We start from the raw sequence: 21,800 nt of genomic DNA on the forward strand, positions 1-21,800 counted from the left end.
TACGTGGATGGGCTGTGAAGGCCTGTAAATCAACGAACCTTAACAAGCGGGATCAAGCGAGCTGATCTGCACCGGCGTATCGCCTTGTGCCTGTTCAATATCACCCATTCACCTGCATGAAGCCGGCATCACGGCATGTGCGTCTGTGTGCTTTCGCCTGCTCCGCACGCAGGCTGCCATCCACTTGCTTCCAGCAGCGCTGCAGCGTTTCCAGGCTGGACATCCAGCAGTTCGGCGATGGCGTTGGGCGTGTCGGGGGCGCGCGCAACATAGGCATGGGCGATGCGGTAGCCGATCCAGTAGCCGAGATCTCCGCGGCGCGTATCGTCGCCGGGGCCGTTGTACAGCCACCTCGAAAGATCGGTACCCATGCTGTCCTGCAGGAACGCGCGCTCCAGCGCACACTCGCGACCCTGCGTCCAACGCTGCAGATGCGCGTTGGCCGGTTGCCCGGAGATCCGTTCGGCCACGTATTCGGCGCCGCCTTCCAGCAGCGTCTGATAGAGCAGGGTGGGCTGCTCGACATCAACGCGTGCGCCGGGCTGTTGCACGTGCACGTACTCATGGGCGATCAGGTGCACGAAGCGGTCGCTTGCATCGGCCTGCATCCAGTCGGCATTGCACAGCGCTTCCAGTCCAATGACCACACCTGCTTCGGTGGTAACGCCACCACTGTTGCCGCGGCCCACCAGTACGGTGACCGGAGGAAAGCGCGCAGACGGCAACAAGGCGCCGAGCTGATCGACGGCAGCGGCGACGCGCGTGCGGATCGATGGCAATGCGGTCGCGCACGTTCTCGCTTTCGCAAACAATGCCGGCTTGTCCTGGATGGCCCTGGCCAGCCGCTCCATCGAGCCGATACGGCTGTCGGTGAAGCTGCGCAGGGCATCCGTACCCGCATCCAGATAGCCGTGCTGCAGATCATCGGCGCTTGGGCGCCCATGGTTGGCGTCCAGCACCTTGAAGAAGCGCGTGACATCGTCTGTCTGTACGACGATGTGCCCGGCAGGACCGACACGCTCAGCCGCCTGTGCCTGCAGCAGCGCGATCGGCGAGGCGATCAGGATCAGTGCCCGCATCAAGCATCGAGCGTGATGCGCGTAAGAAGCCGACAGCAATGCCATGCGGAGTTCCCTGAACGCCAGCCTTATTTATACACCAGTCAGTTCAATATTCAGGGTTGATTAGACCCCCTAACGGATAATTCACACCTGTCGACCGCCTCCTCTCTCCCCCTCCCGGGAGGCGGTCGACGAAACCAAAATAATTAAAGGTGTGTCCCGATGAACAAGAATTCGCTGCTTGCCCTGGGTCTTCTGGCTGCTCTGCCGTTCGCTGCATCGGCAACCGATGGCCTGTCGTACAACTACGTTGAAGGCGGCTACGTGAACACCGATGCCAAGGGCGGCGACGCCGATGGCTGGAAGGTGAAGGGTTCCGTTGCGGTGCACCCGAACTTCCACGTCTTTGGCGACTACAGCGCCCAGGAAACCGACAAGTTCAAGAATGACGTCGACCAGTGGCGCCTGGGTGTCGGCTACAACTACGGCATCGCACCGAACACCGACCTGGTGGCCCGTGTTGCGTACCAGAAGTACGACGAGAAGCGCGGCCTGGACTTCAACGGCTACTCCACCGAAGTGGGCGTGCGCACCGCGTTCAACCCGTACGTGGAAGGCTACGTGATGGCCGGCTACGAAGATTTCAGCAAGAAGCACGGCTACAACCCGGACGGCGAGTTCTACGGCCGCGTCGGCGCCACCGCCAAGTTCAACCAGAACTGGGGCCTGAGTGGCGAAGTGAAGCTGGCCAAGGCCGGCGACCGCGAGTGGTTCGTGGGCCCGCGCTTCACCTGGTAACAAACGCCTGTCGTTAGTGCGTGTTGTGCTGGCGTGTGACTCTCTCTCTCTCCCACACGCCAACCGAAGCCCGGCCTCGCGCCGGGCTTCACTTTTATGGGCCCTGTGGCGCCACAATGCGGCATGGGCGACCCTTCCTCCCTCGCAGGTACTGGCATGGCCTACCAGGAGCATCTGGCGCCTGCGCCGCTGCGTGGCCACTTCGGCCAGCTGTGGCAGAGCCAGCTCCCTGCCGATGCCGATGGGCACATCACCGTATTGCCCGATGGCTGCGTGGATATCCTCTGGCGCGACGGCGCGCTGTTCGTGGTCGGCCCGGATCGGGTGGCTGCACATCCGGCACTGGCACCCGGTGCACAGGTACTGGGTGCACGCTTCCGACCTGGCCAGGCATTGGCCGCGCTTGACCTGCCCTTGGCCGAGATCATCGGCCAGGCGGTGCCACTGGCCGATCTGAAGGGCACGTGGGCGAAGAAAGCTGCGGCTTCCATCGGTGACACCGCGCCTGCGCAGCGCCTGCAGCGGATGGCGTACTGCCTGCAGCAGCATATGGGCGCGGCCGCACTCGACACCCCGGCGCAGCGTGCACATGTCCTGTTCCAGGCGCTCGCCGGGGGTCACGCCACGCTGGATACGCTGGCGGCGCACTTGAGTCTGAGCCCGCGCAGCCTGCGGCGTTTCAGCCAGTCGCAGTTCGGCTACGGCGCCAAGACGCTGGAGCGCATCCTGCGCCTGCAACGCTTTCTTCGCCATAGCCGCGCGCTGCCGCAGCACTCGTTGGCGATGCTGGCCGCTGATGCCGGCTATGCCGACCAGGCCCACCTCAGCCGTGAGGCGCGCGAGCTTGCCAGCATGACCGCACGGCAGCTGCGCCTGGAATGGGACCGATGATGGCCGTTTTGTTCAAGACCGCCGTGCCGCGCTGACCGAAGCTGGGGCTCCCACCCAGGAGTCACGCCATGAGCCACGCCGCACCCCGCGATGCCGAGCGCCGCATCGACAACATCGAATTCAACGTCGCCGACATCGCCCGCAGCAAGCGCTTCTACGGCGAGGTATTCGGCTGGAAATTCACGGACTACGGCCCGGCCTACACCGAGTTCGACGACGGCCGCCTGAAAGGCGGCTTCGTGTCCGACACACCGGTACGTGCGCAGGGCGGCCCACTGGTGATTCTCTACTGCGCGGACCTTGCCGACGCCCAGCAGCGCGTGATTGCCGCCGGTGGCGAGGTGGTGCAGGCGGTATTCGCCTTCCCCGGTGGCCGCCGCTTCCACTTCCGCGATCTGGATGGCTACGAGCTGGCGGTCTGGAGTGATATGGATTGAGGTCTTCGTACCTTCGCCGGTGGACGGAACGAGAACCGCTCCGTCCCCGGTCAGGCGGTTCCGCTATGATCGCCCGCACATCGCCACACGCGATGCGCCCGCCTCAAGCCAGCAGGAACCGCCGTGAACTCCCAGCCCGCACCGATCACCGCCCTCAACCACACGCTCGACAACGAGCCGCAGCAGATCACCGCGCCGCTCACCCATTCGGCGGCGTTCCTGGTGCTGAAAGTGAAGGATGACGAGGCGTCGATCGCCAAGGCACGCGAGGTGCTGGCCAGCACCGACGACCTGATCAAGAACACTGCCATCCGTGAAATCGAGCGCACCTTCACCTGCAATGTGGCCATTGGTCACCGCGTGTGGCAGCCGTTGGTGGGCACCACGCCGCCGCGTGAACTGAAGCCGTTCCGCGAGATCAAGGGCGCGACTCACACCGCGGTGTCCACGCCGGGTGACCTGCTGTACCACATCCGTGCGCGCACCATGGACCTGATCGTGGCATTCGAGCGCAACCTGCTGATGGCGTTCGGCGACGCGGTGGAAACGGTCGATGATGTGGCCGGCTTCCGTTATTTCGATGGCCGTGACCTGCTCGACTTCGTCGACGGCACCGCCAATCCGGAAGGGCTGTCGTTGCCGGAAGCCACCATCGTGGGCGATGAAGATCCGGAGCATGCCGGTGGCAGCTACGTCGTGGTGCAGAAGTACCTGCACAATCTTGATGCCTGGCGCGCGCAGAAGACCGAGGCGCAGGAAGCGATCATCGGCCGCACCAAGCACGACAACATCGAGCTGGACGATGCACCGGCCGATGCACAGAAATCGCACAAGACCCTGTGCACCATCGAGGACGCCGACGGCGAGCACGAGATCCTGCGTGACAACATGCCGTTCGCCAACCCGGGCCGTGGCGAATACGGCACCTACTTCATCGGCTATACCCGCCGCCTGTGGGTGATCGAGAAGATGCTCGAGCGCATGTTCATCGGCAATCCTGCGCCGCTGCATGACCGCATCCTCGACTTCTCCACCGCCACCACCGGCGTGACCTTCTTCGCGCCCTCGCGCAAGGTGCTGGCCGACCTGGGCGATTGATCGCGCCGGCCAGCGCCGCCCGCCATCTGCCTGTCATCTACCGCGCCGACCATCAGACGTTGGATGAGAGCGCAGGGGCGGGCGATGGCGATGGCAAGGAACACAACCGGCGCACGCCGCTGGTGGCGGCCGCTGGCCGCGTTGTTCGGTGCGCTCGCACTTGGTAGTGCCAGCGTTTCCGCGCAGGAGGCTCCCGCACACTGGATGGCCTATGCCGCCGCCGTGGGTGGCCAGCTGCAGCAGCGCCTGCAGCAGGAGCAGGACCCGCAGGCGCAGCGCGTGCTGGAATGGATGCAGGCACACCCGGATACGCCGACGCCGTTGCCGGTGAGCGTGTGGATCGCGGCGGATGGCCGCATTTCGAAACTCGAATTCGACAGCCTGGGCGACGCCCAGATCGACGCCGACCTGCGCGCGACATTGCAGTCCGCGCCGTTGCAGGCCGCGCCACCAGCCGACATGCGCCAGCCGCTGCGGCTGGGCCTGCTGCTTACCCAGTAGATCCACGCCATGCGTGGATGCGCCTGGTAGATGCCGACCTTGGTCGGCACGTGCGCCAACAAAGGTTGGCGACTACCGGTAGCCCCAAACCACGCATGGCGTGGCTCTACTGATCTTGCGGGTGCAGTAGATTCAGGCCCTGCGTGGATGTGTTGGGTAGATGCCGACCTTGGTCGGCAGGCGTGCGCCAACCAAGGTTGGCGACAACCGGTAAGCCCCGGCCACGCATGGCGTGGCTCTACTGATCTTGCGGGTGCAGTAGATTCAGGCCCTGCGTGGATGTGTTGGGTAGATGCCGACCTTGGTCGGCAGGCGTGCGCCAACCAAGGTTGGCGACTACCGGTAGCCCCAAGCCACGCATGGCGTGGCTCTACTGATCTTGCGGGTGCAGTAGATTCAGGCCCTGCGTGGATGTGTTGGGTAGATGCCGACCTTGGTCGGCAGGTGTGCGCCAACCAAGGTTGGCGACTACCGGTAGGCCCCGGCCACGCATGGCGTGGCTCTACTGGGTTGCCACCTGCGGTTCACGCGCGGCCGCGCTCCATGCGCGCAGCCCGAACACGGCCAGGCCGAGGAAGAACACGTACAGCGCGGCGGTCACGTGCAGCGACTTGAACAGGTAGGCACCCACGTAGACCACGTCCACCGCGATCCACACCCACCAGCAGGCCACGTGGCGGCGCGCCTGCCACCACTGGCCGACCAGGCTCAGCGCGGTCAGCATCGCGTCCAGCCACGGCAGCGCGGCATCGGTGAAGGTGTGCATGGCCGCACCCAGTGCCACGCCGCCACAGAGGCCGATGGCCAGGTCGCGCAGCAGCTTGCCGCGCGCCAGTGGCACGATGCGGACGCTGCCCTCGTCGGCGGCGTGCTGCCGCCAGTTGAGCCAGCCATAGACCAGGAAGCCACCGAAGGCGACCTGCAGCAGGGTGTCCGAGTACAGCTTGGCCTCGGCGAACACCAGGCCATACAGCGTCACCGACAGCAGGCCGACCGGCCACGCCACCAGCCGGCGCTTGGCCATCAGCCAGACGCCGAGGATGCTGCACAGCGCGGCGGTCCACTCGAGCATGACGCCGCTCACAGCGCGAACGTCACCGACAGGCGGGCCTGTCGCGGTGCGCCGGGGAACAGGTAGTAGTCACCGCCGCTGCTGCCGGTGTCGCGCCAGTAGAAGCGGTTGAACACGTTGTCCACCGACAGGTTCCAGGTCACCGCGCGCTCGTGCAGGCGATGCTGGAAACGCAGGCCAGCGTCGAACAGCGAGTAGTCCGGTGCGCGCACGCCACCGTCGGCGCGGGCAACGTTGGCACCGGCATAGCGCCAGCCGCCGGTCACATCCAGGCCCTGCACGAACGGCAGCGCGTAGGCCACGTGCACGCTGGCGCGCACCTTCGGCACGTTCACCAGCTGATGGCCTTCATAGGCCGGGGTGCCGGTGTCGCGCGCTCGTGCCTGCAGCATGCTGGCGCTGGCCACGATCTGCAGCGCATCGGTCAGCTGGCCGTTGGCGGTCAGCTCCAGGCCGGTGTGGGTCTGCGTGCCTTCCTCGACGAAGGTGTAGCCGACCTCGCTGTTGTCCGGCCTGGCGTACTGGTACGGCTGCGAAATGCGGAACACGGCTGCGCCCAGCGTCAGCGCCTCGACCGGCACGTACTTCACGCCCACTTCCAGCTGCCGCGACTGCACCGACGGCAGGAAGGTGTCGGCGTTGCTGGTCCAGAAGGGCGCTTCCTGGCCCAGCGAGATGCCGCGCACGTAGCTGGCATAGGCGTTGAGCTGGTCGGTAGCCTTCCACACCACGGCGGTCTGCGGCAGGAAGCGCGACAGGCGGCTGTGCCGCTGCGGGGTGCCACGCTTGTCGTAGGCACGCTCGTCCAGGCGCACGAAGCGGCCGCCGGCCAGCCACTGCCAGTCATCACCGAAGCTCATCCGGTCCAGCGCGAAGAACGCGGTCTGGCGGCTGTCCAGGCGTCGTGCGGACGGCCCTGGAATCTTCGGCGACGGCTCGAACACCGGCACCTGTGCGTCGTGGATGTTGCTGGTGCCGACGTACTCGTTGACGCTCGGGTGCTTGTCTACCGTGCGGCGGAAGTAGTCGGCACCGATGGTCAACTCATGGCCGACGCTGCCGGTCTCGAAGCGGCCGCGCAGCTCGGCACGGGCCTGCTGGTTGCGGCGGGTGTCGTCCGGGCTGCGGTAGTCGTAGACGTCGTAGTCGCCATTGGGCGCGAAGTAGTTGCCCGGCACGCTGCCATCGGCGCACTGCGTGGCGTAGTAGCAGCCATAGGCGAAGGCGACGTTGTCATCGATCACCGAGCGGCTGTGGCCGACCGAGACGCGCGACTGCCAGGCATCGTTGAAGTCGTAGGTGTGCAACGCGGTGATGTTGGTGCTGGCGATATCCACCGGGCGCTGCCAGGGCTGGTAGCCGAGCAGGAATTCGCGATCCACGCCGTGCGGCAGCTCGCGCGCGCCCAGCAGCTGGTAGCCCGACACCGAGCGCTGCGAACTGGTCTGGTAGTTGGCATCCACTTCCAGCTTGCCGCGTTCGCCAATCAGCCAGTCGGCGGCCAGCGAGTAGAAGTTGCGGCGACCATCGGCGTGCTCGACGTAGGAATTGCTGGAATCCCATGCGGCATTCAGGCGCAGGCCGAAACGCGGGGTGATCCAGTGGCCGACATCGACGGCGACGTAGCGCGAGCCTTCCGAGTCGGTACCGAGCGTGGCGGTGCGCACTTCGGCCGGGCGCTTGCCGATGTAGTTGATGATCCCGCCGGGCGCCATCACACCCGCGGCCAGGCCGGCTTCACCCTTGAGGATCTCAACCGACTGCACGTTCTCCAGCGCCAGGCGCTGTTCGCCGGCGATGGACAGGCCGTTGAAGCGGTAGCCGGTGGCGGCGTCCAGCGCAAAGCCGCGGATGGCGACGTTCTGGTAGTAACCCACCGGCGCATACGCATCACCCAGCGAGGCATCGTTGCTGGCCAGCTCGGACAGCGAACGCACCTGGCGGCGGTCGAGGTAGTCGCGCTCGAGCACGTTCACCGAGGCCGGGGTGTCCTTCCATGACCCACCACCGAAGGCGTTCACGCGTGAGGTATCGGCCTTGGGTTTGCCGGCCTGCACGCGCACTGCCGCCAGTTCGGTGGGCGAGCGCTCGGCGCCGGTGGCAGCCGCATCGGTGGCAGCGTCGGCCTCGCTGGCATGCAGCGGCAAGGCGGCGCAGAGGGCGAGGGAGAGCAGGGTGGGGCGCAGGCAGCGGTTCATTCGGTTCGTCTTCGGACAACAAGGGAGACGAAGCGACGGCGCGCAGGTGCACCGGCCCATGACGGGGGTGTGGCTGCGGCTCAAAGCTCCCTACGCCGGTGCAAACCGGATCAGGTTCCAAGGGACTCTCTCAGCCTGGCAGATCCAGGCACCCCCGCTTCAGGTGACCATTTCACTACAAATGGTACGGATTTGCGAGCCGGTGCCCTTCAGGCTGCCGCGTGCAGCGCCTGCAGCAGTGCCTGCCCCGGCGCGCTGTGGAACCACGCCGGGTGCCCCAGCATGAAGGGCTGCCAGGCCACATCCGCGTTCGCGGTCGAGCCGGTGACGCCTTCGAAGTACTCCACTTCGGACAGTGCAAAGTCGAAATGGACCATCGGCAGCAGGTCGGCCAGCAGGTGCACGCGTGCTGCCGACAACGGCAGCAGCTGGCGGTAGCCGTCGAGCAACGCCAGTGCGATGTCGATGCGCACCGCCTCCATGCCGCGCTCCAGTTCCAGCCACGCCACTGCGTTGCGCTCGATCGCGGTGGCGAAGTCAAACAGTGCGCTGGTGGGCGAAGCCAGGCCGAAATCCAGCACGGTGCTGACCTGCCCGTCGCGCCACAGCAGGTTGGAGACATGCCAGTCGTTGTGCGCCCACAGCCGTGGCTCGTCGCGCAGGCGTTCGGCCAGGCCGGCATGCCACGGCAGCACGTCGCGGCGAAGCTGGGTTTCCCATGGAATGCGCGCGAGGTAGCGGGCCAGCCCCGGTCGTGTGGGCAGTTCGGCTTTGATCGCGGCGATGGGATCGTCGGCGCGGATCAGATCGTCGCGCGCGACCAGCACATGGGTACTGCGCTGTGGCGCGTGATAGCTGGCGGCGGCACGGTGCAGCCGGGCCAGCATGCGGCCGGCTTCGCGGGCCTGCGCGACATCGGTCAGCAACGACCACGACACGGCATCGCGGTACAGGTCCTCGCCCACGCCCACGGCATGCAGTTCGAAGGTCCATTCGCCGTGCTCTACTGCGGTGTGGCCATCGGTTGCCGCCAGCACCTGCACCACCGGTACGCCGGCGGCAGCGAGATGGGCGATGAAGTGGTGTTCTTCTTCCAGGCAGGCGGCGCTGCGAACGCTGTGGTGGTGGCGCTTGATGAACACCGGTCCGCGCGTGCCATTGACGATGGCGGCGGCCGACAACGGTCGAGGACTGTGCCAGTGCGGCTGGCTGCCCGCATCCAGCTGCGGAAAGCGCTGGCGCAGCCACGCGAGGTCTGCGGTGCTGATCGGCGGCCAGTCGGCAGCGACCTCGTCGTTGTTGAGGCCCTGCACCCGGTGGGAAGAAGAAGTCATGCCGCAGCCCCAATGGGGAAAGTCACATCCAAGGGTGCGAATTCAACGCCATGGCCGCCCGCAACGCAAACGGGCGGGTCATCGACCCGCCCGTCCGTGCATCGGCATGGGGGATGCCGCGCTGCTTACCAGCCGCGATGGCGGCCGCGGTCGTGGTAGTAGCGGTTGTCGTAGTAGCGCTCGCGCTGCCAGCGACGGTCGTCACCGCGGTCGTAGTAGCCGCTGCGGTAGTAGCCACGGTCGTAACGGCGATCGTAGCGGTTGTCGTAACGGCGATTGTCGTAGTAACGACGATCGCGGCGGTCGGAGGTGGTCAGGTTGCCGATCGCGCCGCCGGCCACGGCACCGCCGACAGTGGCAGCGGGATCACCGTTGGAGAGCAGGTTGCCGGCCACGCCACCGACCACGGCGCCGACCAGGGTGCGCTTGTCCTTCCTCGACATCGCGCTGGCATCGCTGACCACGGCCACACCGGCCACCAGTGCCAGAGCCATCGCCAGACCGCGGAAGCTGAGTGCGGAAGTACTGAGCATGTTCGTTCTCCTGTGAGGTGCATGCCACGCTGGGCAGGGAGGGCGCGGGGCGCCCCGGCTGCCGTGATGTCCACGCTGGCGTTCCAACATTGCCGGAACATTGCCTGGTCCACCGTGCGGCTTGCGCATTCATCTAGCGGCAGGCGGCATGAAGCAAGGCTGAAAGCGGCCCCGGCCGCTCAGCTGGCAGAAAGGGAAAGGGCCACGCGAACGTGGCCCTCCCTTCTCTCCCAAGGCGCCGCGGGCCTAGACGCCCATCGCCTTCTGCGCCTGCCGGGCCTGCTCCTGCTGCGTCTCCTGCTGCTGGTGCAGCACGTTCGGCGCGCCCTGCACGGCACCGCTGCTGAGTGCCAGGCTCTGCTCGCTGGCCGTACGGGTCTCCACCGCCGCGCGAATGGCGGCCGGGTCGCCGATGGTGCCCTGCACGGCGAACAGGCGCTCACCGTTCGGGCTGGGCACCACCGAGTCGATGCGCTGCAGGCCGGCGGCATGCGCCTCCTTGGTCAAAGCCGCAGCAGCGCTTTCCAGCGTGTGGCGGTCCTTGAAGGTCCCGGCCGGCAGCAGTTCCAGACCCTTGCTGGCCTGGATGAACAACGGATTGCGCGGGTGCCGCTCGTCGTTCAGCAACGGCCGTTCGCGTGCGTCCTTGATTGCCTCCAGGGTCTTCGCCCCGACAATGCCGTCGACCACCAGGCCGTTGTCCTTCTGCAGCTGGCGCACTGCCGCGTCGGTGTTGCGGCCGAAGCGGCCATCTTCGACCAGCGGCTTGCCGTCGGCGCCGACGTAGCCCAGGTGGCCCAGCTGCTCCTGCACCTTGCGCACGCCCTCGCTGTGCGCGCCCTGCTTGTACAGTTCGGCGTGCGGCGTGGCAGCGGCCTTGTACTCGGCCGCAGGCTTGCCCTGGGTCTGCTCGTGCGACTGGGTGCGGTTTTCCAGCAGGTCGCGCGCCTTGGACAGCGGATCGGAGGCGTACAGCTTCCAGTTCGGGTGGTCCTTCACCTGCTTGAGGTAGTCCTCGACCGGCATGGTGTGCACGCCCTTGCTGCCGGTGGACTGGCTGATCAGCAGCTTGTCGGTGTTGGGGTCGCGCACCACCATCACGATGTGGTCGATGCCGTTCCAGTGCTCATGGCGGGTCCTGGCCGTATCCAGGCCGATGATCATGCCTTCCTTCAGCGCATCGGGCTTCAGGATCGCGTCGCGGTCCAGCAGCACGCCGGACTGGTCGAACGCCTTGCGCACGATCCCACCGGAACCGAGGTTGCCCAGGTCGATGCGATCAGCCTTGCTGAACACCGCGTGCCCGGCCTTCTGGTTGATCTCGTCCATGGTCCGGTTCTGCAGCGTGCCGACCCAGCCGGAACAGTCGATGTAACCCTGCTCCACGTTCTTGCCGGTCTTGCCCGGTACGTACAGTGCGTGGCCCGGAATGTTGATGGCGTACTTGACGTCGTCGTACTTCACGCCGGCCTCGTAGGCGGCCTGCAGTTCAATGCCTGGCTTCGGTGTGGCAGCTGCCGTTGCGGTTGCCGCCAGCGTGGCTGCACCCGCCGCCACGGCTGCGCTGGCCTGCGCAGGTGCTGCCGGGGTCTGGCCCTGGCCCTGCACTACCGCCTGCGGTTCGATGTTCTTTTCCGGAATGCTGATCGCTGCGTACTTGTGGATGTAATAGCTGGAGAACGTCCGCGCCAGGTCGCCGTCGTTCATCCCGCGCATCTCGGCCAGGGTGTGGCCGGTCAGCGCCTTCGCGTCGGAGCCGATCTGGTTCAGCACGTTGCGGCGCATGTTGATCTCGTCGCCGTGGCTGTTGCGGACCACACCGAAGGTGCCGGTGGCAATGGCAGTCTGCACCGAGCCGTAGCCGGCGCTGCCCTGCTGGTGGGCCAGGTACAGGTCCAGCCCGGTGGGCGTGTTGCCCCCGGACAGGTACGGGTTGCCGGTGCGCTCGTTGCGGCGCGCCATCGAGTCCAGGTTGTCCTGGTACATCTGCGCGGCCGCTTCGGTGTTGCGGGTGGGGTCGAACTCGTGGCCGGTCAGGTGGTACTGGCGCGCGGAGCCGGGCACGAACTGGAACAGGCCCTTGGCGCCGGATGAGGTGTTGTGGGCGCGCTCGTTGAAGGTGCCGCCGGTCTCGATGTGCGCGAAACGCATGAAGTCATCCACAGGGATGCCCTTCTGCCTGGCGACCTGCTCGACGATGTCCAGGACTTCCTTTCTGCTGTAGTCATGCTGTGCCATGACGTTTTCCTCGGGGTTGATGGAGCGGCGCGTGCCGCGAATCGCCAACCGGACTCATCCGTGAGTCAAGAACATGTCGGTCAACAGGGAACCCGCGCGTGGCGGGTGCTATCAGGGCGCGACGTACTGCTGGGTCGCGCTGTCGAAGGTGTAGTGCACGGCGTCGCCGGCACCCAGTGCGCGGGTCTTGCCGGGGCCTTCGATGGTGGTGCCCTTGAAGGTCACGGTCAGTCGCGGCAGGCCGTCGCCGTCGGCAGCGAAGGTCAGTTCGCCATCGCTGTCGGTGCAGGGCATCACGTTGCCGTCGTCGCAGGCGGCGCTGTTGTCCTCACCCGTGCGCACTGAACCGACATAGCGCCAGACCTTGCTGTCCACGTCGTCTTCGCTGCGCCTGGGGTTGAACAGCAGCAGCGCATAGCCGGTGCTGCTGATGCCGCGGTCGAAGCTGCTGGTCGGCACCGCCAGCAGCAGGCGACCATCGGCCGTGCGATGTTCAAGCGGCTTGCGCCGGGTATCGACATCGTCGGCCTTGTCGTACGCGCCCAGTGCGCCGATGGTCCATTCCTGGCCACGGAACTTCCATGGCTTCCTGGCGTCGGTGCCGGCCAGCACGAAGGTGGCCTCGGCAAGGTTGGCGCGGTCATCCGGACCGGCCGGCGTCTGCTCGCCCGGCTTGCCGTAGTGCTCGCGGGTATCCCAGGAGAAACCCGTGTAGTACGTGGTGCCATCGAGAGTGAAGGTGTGGCCGAACCAGAAGGTCGCCACGCTGCCGTTCTGGACCTCATAGGAGGTCGCGCCATCGCCGTCCACCTGGTAGGTGAAATACATCACGGTCGGCGCGTCGGGCGGGGTGGCGGCGGCATCGGGGGTGGGGGTCTGCATCGGGGCAACATCCTGTCGGGGCGCATTGGCAGCCTGCGCAGGGGCGCCGGGCTGGGAGGACGAGGGGGCCGGATCGGCGGCGCTGCAGGCGGCAGCGGAAAGAGAGACGAGCAGGCACGCCGCGAATGCGCGCAGAGGCCGCAACGGCAGGGTCCAACATAGCTTGGGGGGATGATGCATGCGCCTCTCCATGGTCAGCGTTGCCGGGCCAGACGGCCGGCAGGAAACCGCGCCACGTCCACCAGGAACGGGAGCGAGGACATGAGCCGGTCGATTCCTTCGACCTCGCATTGAGAACTCATGCCGGACCATCTTGGCACAGATCGGCGGCCGGTCAAAGAGGGCGGTGGCAGCTGACCTTCTTGTGTGATCTGGCTCTCAGATCTTGCCGTCGCGCAGGTAATCGAACAGCTCGGCGTCGCCCTTGAGGCCCAGTTTGAGCATGGCGTCACCCTTCTGCCGGCTGATGGTGCTGACGCTCTTGTGCAGCTGCAGCGAGATTTCCTTCACGGTCATGCCGGTGCCCAGCAGCCGCAGCACCTCCACCTCGCGTGGCGACAGTGGCTTGCCGTCGCCCTCGCGCATGCGCCAGCTGCCAGCGGCCTCGACCCGCTCGCGCAGGCTGCGGCTGATGTAGGGCTGGCCCCGGTAGACCGCCTGGATGGCCTGTGGCAGTTCGTCCATCGACGAACTCTTGTCGACCAGGCCGAGCACGCCGCTGTCGAGCACCATGCGCAGGATCGCCAGGTTGTTGGAGACACTGAGCATCAGCACCGGCAGGTCGGGATGACGGCGGCGGATCATGCCGATCATGGCGAAGCCGTCGGCCTGGGGACTGCCCGGCATGGAGTAGTCGGTTACCAGCAGGTCACAGGGTTGGCTGCCGAGCAGGGCCATCAGCGCCTGCGCGCTGTCGGCTTCGCCGACCACGCGGCCCACCCCGCTCGATTCGATGACGGCACGGGTACCGATACGGACCACCGGGTGGTCGTCTGCGATGATGATGCGCAAGCTCATGCTCTAGTATGGCCACCGGGCACGCCGGACCGCGACCATCGCGGTTCCTGGCAGATTCTAGGAGATCAACGCCGATGCGTAGCTGGGCTGTTCGCGGGCTGGTCCTGCTGCTGGCCGTGCTGGTGCTGCCTGCGGCGCTGGCACAGGCGGTGCCTGGGCTTTTGCCGCTCAGCCCGCTGCAGCGCGAGTACCTTGCCGCGCATCCGAGCATCGTCGTGGGCCAGTATGACAGTGGCTGGCCGCCGTTCGAGTCCCTCCGTGATGGCCAGCAGGTCGGCCTGGGCCCGGATTATCTGTCGCTTCTCGCCCGTCAGCTGGGCGTGAAGGTGGAGGCACGGCGCTATCCCGACTGGACATCCGTGCTGGATGCGGCATGTCGTGGCGAGATCGATGTAGTGATGAATGTCGGTCTCAGTGCCGACCGCACCCGCTGCATGGTCTATACCGCCGCCTATGGCGAGGCACCGCTGGCCCTGGTGGGACGCCCGGATGACCTGCGTGCCTCCGACATCCCCGACCTGGATGGACTGCGGGTGGTGATCGAGCAGGACTTCCTGACCGGCCCGCAGGTGCGGGCGCGCTTTCCCCGGGCACGACAGCTTGTCGCAAACAGCTCGTTGGCGGCGCTGGAGATGGTCAGAGACGACAAGGCAGACGTTTACATCGGCAATGCCTACGTGGCCACCGAACTGATCGCACGCGAGGACCTGCAGGGGGTCGTGCTGCTGCGCCCCAGCGATCTGCCGCCCGAACGGCTGCACTTCGGTGTTCCCAACAGCAAGCAGCCGTTGGCCGAAGCATTGGACCTGGCACTGGCTGCGACCAGCCAGGCCCAGCGCGATGCGCTGGTGCAGCGCTGGCTGCCACCTCCGCAGTGGTCGGCATCGGCACAGCTGGCGTTGAGCCAGGCCGAGAAACGGGTATTGGAGCAGCCGTTGAAGATCGGCTTCGCGCCGAACGCGGCGCCGCTGTCGTTCGCGGACCAGGATGGCAACCCCAGTGGCCTGGCCAGCGAATACCTGCGGCGCCTGCTGCAGGCTGGCGCCAACCTGCAGGTGGAAAACAGCCATGACTGGTACGAGGTGCGCGAGAAGGCGCGTCGCGGCGAGCTGCAGGCGGTGATGGGCATTCCTGCCGATTCTCGCTACCTGGGCCCGGACTGGGTGTTCAGCCAGCCCTTCATCAGCGTGCCGAACGTGATCGTCAGCCGGCGTGACAGCCCGGCGTTGCTGGGCCTGTCCGACCTGCAGGGCAAACGGGTGCTGCTGTCCGATCCGGAACGCGTGCGTGGCTATGTGCTGCAGCAGGCGCCGCAGGCGCGGATCATCGCGGCACGCAGCGCGGAACAGGCCCTGCAGCGCCTGATCAATGGCGACGCCGATGCCTACGTAGGCAACCTGGCACTGGTTGACCATCTGCTGCGCAGCCGCTTCCCGGGGCGCCTGCAGGTGGCGGCACCGGCAGGTTTCAACGATCAGCTGGTGCTGGCGGTTGAGCGCCGCCATGCCGCCCTGGCCACCACCTTCGACCGCCTGCTGCTGCAGATGACGCCGCGCAAGCGCGAGGCCCTGCGCGGGGACTGGCTGGCCGTCGAGTACCGCAACGGCCTGGACTGGAACAGCGCGATGCGCTGGGGCGTGCCGCTGCTGCTGGTGCTGCTCACCGCGCTGCTGGTGCACGCCATCGGGCATTGGCGGCTGCGCCGCGAGGTGGCCGGACGGCGTCACCTGGAACAGCGCCTGGCCGAAGTCACCGACAACCTGCCCGCCGTGGTCTATCAGGCTCGCCGCGCGGCAGACGGAACCCTCAGCTTCCCGTTCATTGCCGGTGACCTGCAGGCGTTGTTCGGGATCAGCCGGCAGCAGGCCGAACAGGATGCAATGTGCCTGCTGGAGCGCATCGAGGAAGACGACCGCGAGCACATCCTGCATGCGGTCGAGCAGGCGGCGCGCCAGTTCGCACCGCTTGTTCTCGAGTTCCGGCTGCGACCTGAAGGCACCGGCGCGCGCTGGGTGCGCAGCCAGGCCCATCCCTATGCGGCGGAAGCGGGCGTGGTCACCTGGAGTGGATACTGGGTGGATGTCAGCGAGGCGCGTGCACAGGCCGAGGCCCTGACTGCGGCCAAGGCTGACGCCGAACAGGCGGCGGAGGCGAAGTCGCGTTTCCTGGCGACCATGAGCCATGAAATCCGAACGCCGATGAGTGGCGTGCTGGGCATGCTGGAAGTGCTGGCGCATTCGCCGCTGGATGCCGAGCAGCAGCGCATCCTCGGGGTGATCGAGGATGCGGCGCAGATGCTGCGGCAGATCCTCGACGATATTCTTGACTACTCGCGGCTTGAGGCCGGCGCACTGCGCCTGGAACCGGTGCCGCAGCCGCTGCGGCCATTGCTGGAAAGCGTGTGCCGGTTGTTGTCGGCGCAGGCCAGTGCACGTGGGCTGGACCTGCACGTGCAGATCGACCCGCAGCTGGCGGCCGCGCACGAAGTGGATGGCGTGCGCCTGCGCCAGATCGTGTTCAACCTGCTCAGCAACGCCATCAAGTTCACCGTGCGCGGCGAAGTGCGGCTGCAGCTGGACGTGCTGGGGCCGACCGCCGAAGACGGCAGCCAGCCGCTGTGCCTGAGCGTCACCGACACCGGCATCGGCATCGGCATCGCGCCGGAACAGCTGCAGCACCTGTTTGCGCCGTTCACCCAGGCCGGTGCCTACATCCAGCGCGACCATGGGGGTACTGGCCTGGGCCTGAGCATCTGCCAGCGCCTGGTGCAGATGATGGACGGCGAGCTGGAGCTGCACAGCACGCTGGGCGAAGGGACCCGCGCCGAGGTGCGGCTGTCGCTGGTGGAAGCCGGCAGCGGTGATGTGGAAGCGCTGGTCGCCGAGCAGGAACAGGCCTCGCTGCTGCCGCCGGCGCTGCGCCAGGCGCGGGTGCTGGTGATCGAAGACCACCCGACCAACCAGGCGATGATGGCCTGGCGACTGCAGCAGCTGGGGGTGCCGCATGTGATGGTCGGTGACGGCCAGCAGGGCTTGGATCGGCTGTCGTCGGAGAGTTTCGATCTGGTGATCACCGACTGCCGGATGCCGGTGCTCGATGGCTTCGGTTTCACCCGCCTGCTGCGCGAACGCGAGGGCCGCAACGGCCAGCCGCGGCTGACCGTGCTGGCGCTGACCGCCAGCGTGCTGGATGACGATGCACGGCGCTGCCGCGAGGCCGGCATGGACGAAGTGCTGGCCAAGCCGCTGTCACTGGCCACGCTGCGCACCGCACTGCTGCGCTGGTTGCCGCAGGCGCAGGGACAGTCGTTCGAGGAGCCGCAGGCCGGGTCCGCCGCCGACGATGCTGGGACGCTGCCCGATCTGGACAGCCTGCAGCGGCGCTTCGGCTCACGTGCGGTGGCCGAGCAGCTGCGCGACAGCCTGTTGCAGGCCAGCGAGGGCGATCTTGCCGCCGTGCAGCGCGCGCTGCAGGCTGGAGATCGCGAGGCGGCCGCACTGCACCTGCATCGTCAGGCCGGTGGGTTGGGCGCGGTGGGAGCGACAGTGCTGGCCGGGCAGGCCAATGCGTTGGTGGAGCGTCTGCAGGATTCGGCGGAAGCCGATGTGGCGCCGTTGTTCGCGGCAGTGGCGGAATTTGTGGCCCGGCTGCAGCAACAGCTGCAGCGCCTGGCTCACTGAGCCGACTGCTGCTGCAGGTAGGCGATCACCAGCGCGCGGCGTTCGGCGCTGGGGAAGGCGTTGTACATGCGTGTGCCGGGCACCACGTGGGTGGGCGACTGCAGGAACGCATCCAGGGTCTGCGCGGTCCAGGTGATATCGGCGCGGCGCATGCCGTCGGAATAGCCATAGTCCGGCAGGCTGCCAGCGCGGCGGCCGATCACGCCGTGCAGATTGGGTCCGAAGCGGTGGATGCCACCAGGTTGCACGGTGTGGCAGCCGGCGCACAGCTCGAACGCGCGCTGCATGGCCTGCTGCTGCGCCTGTTCCGGCGTGGCCGGTGCCGCAGGCGGGCGCTGGCAGGCCGTGGCCGCCAGGGTCAAAGCAATGGTGATGAGCAGGCGGAAAGCACGCATGGGCGGGCAGGATAGCGACGCAGCGGGGCAGGTGGGCTGCGACACGCGGTCGCAGCCCGGAGCAATCACATGCCCGAATAGTTCGGGCCGCCACCGCCCTGCGGGGTCACCCAGACGATGTTCTGGGTCGGGTCCTTGATGTCGCAGGTCTTGCAGTGCACGCAGTTCTGCGCGTTGATCTGCAGGCGCGCGTTATCGGCTTCACCGACGAACTCGTACACACCCGCCGGGCAGTAGCGGGCTTCCGGGCCGGCGTACTCGGCCAGGTTCACCTTCACCGGAATGCTGGGGTCCTTCAGCGTCAGGTGGCTGGGCTGGTTCTCGTCGTGGTTGGTGCTGCTGAGGAACACCGAGCTGAGACGGTCGAAGGTCAGCACGCCATCCGGCTTCGGGTAGGCGATGCGGGTGTGCTTGGCCGCCGGCTCCAGGCAGACGTGATCCGGCTGCGTGCGGTGCAGGGTCCACGGCGGATTGCGCACGCCCAGCTTCGGCAGCAGCCACTGCTCCACGCCGGTCATCAGCGTGGCCACGGTCTGGCCCTTCTTGAACCACTGCTTGAAGTTCTTGGCCTGCTGCAGCTCGGTGAACAGCCAGCTGGCTTCGAAGGCCTTTGGATAGGCGCTCAGTTCGTCGTGCTGGCGGTCGGCGGCCAGCGCGTCGAACGCGGCATCGGCGCACAGCATGCCGGTCTTGATCGCGGCATGGCTGCCCTTGATGCGGCTGGCGTTGAGGTAGCCGGCCTCGCAGCCGACCAGCGCGCCACCGGGGAACACGGTCTTGGGCAGCGACAGCAGGCCACCGGCGGTGATCGCACGCGCGCCGTAACCGATGCGGGTGCCACCCTCCAGGTGCTTGCGGATGGACGGATGGGTCTTGAAGCGCTGGAACTCTTCGAACGGGCTCAGCCACGGGTTCCTGTAGTCCAGGCCAACCACATAACCGATGGCGACCTTGCCGCCGTCGGCGTGGTACAGAAACGCGCCGCCATAGGTGTCGCTGTCCAGCGGCCAACCGGCGGCGTGCACCACCAGGCCCGGCTCATGCTTGGCCGGGTCGATCTGCCACAGTTCCTTGATGCCGATGCCGTAGGCCTGCGGGTCCTTGCCTTCATCGAGCTTGTAGCGCGCGATCAGCTGGCGGCCGAGGTGGCCGCGTGCGCCTTCGGCGAAGATCGTGTACTTGGCCTGCAGCGCCATGCCGCGTTCGAAGGCCGGGCCGATGCTGCCGTCCTTCTCGATGCCCATGTCGCCGGTGGCCACGCCGATCACTTCACCGTTGTCGCCGTACAGCACCTCGGCTGCGGCGAAGCCGGGGAAGATCGCCACTTCCAGCGCTTCGGCCTGCTGCGCCAGCCAGCGGGTCACTTCACCCAGGCTGATGATGTAGTTGCCTTCGTTGTGGAAGCACTCCGGCAGCAGCGCATTGGGCGTGCTGCGTGCGCCGGTTTCGCTGAGGAACAGGAATTCGTCGCGGGTGACCTTCTGCTTCAGCGGTGCGCCGCGCTCGGCCCAGTCCGGGAACAGTTCGGTCAGTGCGCGCGGATCCATCACGGCGCCGGACAGGACGTGCGCGCCCGGTTCGGAGCCCTTCTCCAGCACGCACACCGACAGGTCGCGGCCGGCTTCGATCGCGCGCTGGCGCAGGCGGATCGCGGTGGCCAGGCCGGCGGGGCCGGCGCCGACGATCACCACGTCGAACTCCATTACTTCACGCGGGGGCAGGGCGTTGGCTTCAGCGCTCATCGATTGCATGACTCGTGGGTAGGGCCGGCATCGGGGCCACCGGCGGTGCCTGGGAATCGCGCGTGCAGCCACGAGCGAAACGGTTGTTTGAATGTGTCAGGGTACCGGGCCGCGCGTGATCGAGCTAGATCGACGATGTTCACGTCATGATTGCTGCGGTGCAGCGTAATGCACGTGGCCGGGTAGGTGCCAACCTTGGTTGGCACATTGTTTCACCGCCCGGACCCGCTTCCGTGTGGACCAAGGTCCACACCTGCCAGACGCGATGCTTGCGGATGACCGACAATGGCCGGGTCCTGACTGCGCGTGAGTGCCATGGCTTTGCATCCGTACGATCTGTTCGATGTCCGTTCCCTGCTCAACGAGGAAGAGCGCGCGGTGCAGGAGAGCGTCGCCCGCTTCACCAACGAGCGCGTGCTGCCGATCATCGGCGATGCCTTCGACCAGGCCCGCTTCCCTTCAGAGCTGGTGCCGGAGATCGCCGCGCTGGGCCTGCTCGGTGCCACCCTGCCAGCCGAGTACGGCGGCGGCGACCTGGGTGCGGTCAGCTATGGCCTGATCTGCCAGGAGCTGGAGCGCGGTGATTCGGGCCTGCGCAGCTTCGTCTCGGTGCAGAGCTCGCTGTGCATGTACCCGATCTATGCCTACGGCAGCGAGGAACAGCGCCAGCAGTGGCTGCCGGCGATGGCGCGCGGTGAGCTGATCGGCTGCTTCGGCCTGACCGAGGCACACGGCGGTTCCGATCCGGCCAGCATGAAGACCCGCGCGGTGCGTGACGGCAGCGACTGGCGCATCAGCGGCAGCAAGATGTGGATCACCAGCGGCCCGGTGGCCGATCTGGCCATCGTCTGGGCGCAGACCGAAGACGGCATCCAGGGCTTCGTGCTGGAAAAGGGCATGGCCGGCTTCACCACGCAGGAGATCAAGCACAAGATGAGCCTGCGCGCATCGCTGACCGGCGCGCTGTTCTTCGACGACGTGCGCGTGCCCGACAGCCACCGCCTGCCGAACGTGAAGGGCCTCAAGGGACCGCTGGGTTGCCTGACCCAGGCCCGCTACGGCATCAGCTGGGGCCCGATCGGCGCTGCCATTGCCTGCCTGGATGAAGCGCTGGGCTATGCCAAGGAACGCGTGCTGTTCGGTCGCCCGCTGGCGGCCACGCAGAGCGCGCAGATCAAGCTGGCCGAAATGGCCCGCCGCATCACCACCGCGCAGCTGCTGGCGCTGCAGCTGGGCCGCCTGAAGGAAGCTGGCCAGCTGCAGCCGCAGCAGGTCAGCCTGGCCAAGTGGAACAACTGCCGCATGGCCATCGACATCGCCCGTGAGTGTCGCGATCTGCTGGGCGGGGCCGGCATCACCACCGAGCATGTAGCGATCCGGCATGCGCTGAACCTGGAATCGGTGATCACCTATGAAGGCACCGAGACCGTGCACCAGCTGGTGATCGGCCGCGAACTGACCGGCATCAACGCGTTCTAGGCGGTGCGGGGAACACCATCCACGCATGGCGTGGATCTGCTGCACATGGCACCTGCCACGGCCACCTGGGATGTGCTTTGGTAGGTGCCAACCTTGGTTGGCACATTCCTTCAGCGCGCGACCGGGCATCGGTGCGGACCAAGGTCCGCACCCACCAGAAGCGATCCACAGCCATCAGAGGTTCTCGGCGGCGGCCTGGATCTGCCTTTGGTAGGTGCCAACCTTGGTTGGCACATTCCTTCAGCGCACGACCGGGCATCGGTGCGGACCAAGGTCCGCACCCACCAGAAGCGATCCACAGCCATCAGAGGTTCTCGGCGGCGGCCTGGACCTGCCTTTGGTAGGTGCCAACCTTGGTTGGCACATTCCTTCAGCGCGCGACCGGGCATCGGTGCGGACCAGGGTCCGCACCCACCAGAAGCAGGTCCACACCCACCTGAGGCG

Annotated in this window: 17 protein-coding genes and 1 riboswitch; of the genes, 7 read left to right on the forward strand and 10 right to left on the reverse strand. The window is 66.8% G+C overall.

The window, feature by feature from the left end:
• Positions 1-128: 128 nt before the first annotated feature.
• Positions 129-1,079 (reverse strand): DUF2268 domain-containing putative Zn-dependent protease, encoded by a 951-nt coding sequence (locus tag ACZK2R_RS00630; protein WP_180837883.1) that lies wholly within the window; start codon positions 1,077-1,079, stop codon positions 129-131.
• Between the two features lie 204 nt (positions 1,080-1,283).
• On the opposite strand from ACZK2R_RS00630, the gene ACZK2R_RS00635 reads away from it, so the two are divergent.
• The 5 genes from ACZK2R_RS00635 (at position 1,284) to ACZK2R_RS00655 (ending at position 4,786) form a co-directional block, all read left to right on the forward strand.
• Positions 1,284-1,859 (forward strand): OmpO family porin, encoded by a 576-nt coding sequence (locus tag ACZK2R_RS00635; protein WP_004134798.1) that lies wholly within the window; start codon positions 1,284-1,286, stop codon positions 1,857-1,859.
• A gap of 123 nt (positions 1,860-1,982) precedes the next feature.
• Positions 1,983-2,750, forward strand: a complete 768-nt coding sequence (locus tag ACZK2R_RS00640; RefSeq protein ID WP_180837886.1) for a helix-turn-helix transcriptional regulator — start codon at positions 1,983-1,985, stop codon at positions 2,748-2,750.
• 68 nt (positions 2,751-2,818) lie between these two features.
• On the forward strand, positions 2,819-3,187 hold the full coding sequence (locus ACZK2R_RS00645) for a VOC family protein (RefSeq protein ID WP_049423115.1): 369 nt from the start codon (positions 2,819-2,821) through the stop codon (positions 3,185-3,187).
• Between the two features lie 123 nt (positions 3,188-3,310).
• On the forward strand, positions 3,311-4,285 hold the full coding sequence (locus ACZK2R_RS00650) for a Dyp-type peroxidase (protein ID WP_049423112.1): 975 nt from the start codon (positions 3,311-3,313) through the stop codon (positions 4,283-4,285).
• Between the two features lie 84 nt (positions 4,286-4,369).
• Positions 4,370-4,786 carry a hypothetical protein gene (locus ACZK2R_RS00655; RefSeq protein ID WP_180837887.1) on the forward strand — a complete coding sequence of 139 codons (417 nt, stop codon included), beginning with the start codon at positions 4,370-4,372 and terminating at the stop codon, positions 4,784-4,786.
• A 502-nt stretch (positions 4,787-5,288) separates the two neighbouring features.
• On the opposite strand, the gene pnuC is transcribed toward ACZK2R_RS00655, so the two are convergent.
• The 7 genes from pnuC to ACZK2R_RS00690 form a co-directional block, all read right to left on the reverse strand.
• Complete coding sequence (pnuC, locus tag ACZK2R_RS00660; RefSeq protein WP_012509709.1) at positions 5,289-5,858, reverse strand: nicotinamide riboside transporter PnuC; 570 nt, start codon at positions 5,856-5,858, stop codon at positions 5,289-5,291.
• Between the two features lie 8 nt (positions 5,859-5,866).
• Positions 5,867-8,056 (reverse strand): TonB-dependent receptor, encoded by a 2,190-nt coding sequence (locus tag ACZK2R_RS00665; protein WP_180837888.1) that lies wholly within the window; start codon positions 8,054-8,056, stop codon positions 5,867-5,869.
• Positions 8,057-8,126: 70 nt separating this feature from the next.
• Positions 8,127-8,222: riboswitch (TPP riboswitch) on the reverse strand.
• A 43-nt stretch (positions 8,223-8,265) separates the two neighbouring features.
• Positions 8,266-9,390 (reverse strand): phosphotransferase enzyme family protein, encoded by a 1,125-nt coding sequence (locus ACZK2R_RS00670; RefSeq protein WP_180837889.1) that lies wholly within the window; start codon positions 9,388-9,390, stop codon positions 8,266-8,268.
• A gap of 125 nt (positions 9,391-9,515) precedes the next feature.
• On the reverse strand, positions 9,516-9,923 hold the full coding sequence (locus ACZK2R_RS00675) for a glycine zipper 2TM domain-containing protein (protein WP_071228796.1): 408 nt from the start codon (positions 9,921-9,923) through the stop codon (positions 9,516-9,518).
• 246 nt (positions 9,924-10,169) lie between these two features.
• Positions 10,170-12,161: an XVIPCD domain-containing protein gene (locus tag ACZK2R_RS00680; RefSeq protein ID WP_180837890.1), complete on the reverse strand. Its 1,992-nt coding sequence runs from the start codon at positions 12,159-12,161 to the stop codon at positions 10,170-10,172.
• Positions 12,162-12,272: 111 nt separating this feature from the next.
• Entirely contained in the window at positions 12,273-13,043 is a 771-nt protein-coding gene (locus ACZK2R_RS00685; protein WP_180837891.1) for a hypothetical protein, read from the reverse strand.
• A 378-nt stretch (positions 13,044-13,421) separates the two neighbouring features.
• Positions 13,422-14,060, reverse strand: coding sequence for a response regulator (locus ACZK2R_RS00690; protein ID WP_032130138.1), 639 nt, complete (start codon positions 14,058-14,060; stop codon positions 13,422-13,424).
• 74 nt (positions 14,061-14,134) lie between these two features.
• Between ACZK2R_RS00690 and ACZK2R_RS00695 the strand changes: the two genes are divergently transcribed.
• Complete coding sequence (locus ACZK2R_RS00695; RefSeq protein ID WP_478487704.1) at positions 14,135-17,740, forward strand: ATP-binding protein; 3,606 nt, start codon at positions 14,135-14,137, stop codon at positions 17,738-17,740.
• Here ACZK2R_RS00695 and ACZK2R_RS00700 read toward each other — a convergent pair.
• Positions 17,734-18,135: a c-type cytochrome gene (locus ACZK2R_RS00700; protein WP_032130140.1), complete on the reverse strand. Its 402-nt coding sequence runs from the start codon at positions 18,133-18,135 to the stop codon at positions 17,734-17,736. The two genes, ACZK2R_RS00695 and ACZK2R_RS00700, sit on opposite strands and share 7 nt — an antisense overlap.
• A gap of 65 nt (positions 18,136-18,200) precedes the next feature.
• The gene (locus ACZK2R_RS00705) at positions 18,201-19,877 is read right to left on the reverse strand and encodes an electron transfer flavoprotein-ubiquinone oxidoreductase (RefSeq protein ID WP_049461849.1); all 1,677 of its coding nucleotides are present in this window, start codon (positions 19,875-19,877) and stop codon (positions 18,201-18,203) included.
• A gap of 315 nt (positions 19,878-20,192) precedes the next feature.
• Here ACZK2R_RS00705 and ACZK2R_RS00710 point away from each other — a divergent pair, with 315 nt between their 5' ends.
• Positions 20,193-21,356 carry an acyl-CoA dehydrogenase family protein gene (locus ACZK2R_RS00710; RefSeq protein WP_071228793.1) on the forward strand — a complete coding sequence of 388 codons (1,164 nt, stop codon included), beginning with the start codon at positions 20,193-20,195 and terminating at the stop codon, positions 21,354-21,356.
• The last annotated feature ends 444 nt before the right edge of the window (positions 21,357-21,800 follow it).

It is taken from the genome of Stenotrophomonas sp. 96582_Sma, from assembly GCF_056480905.1.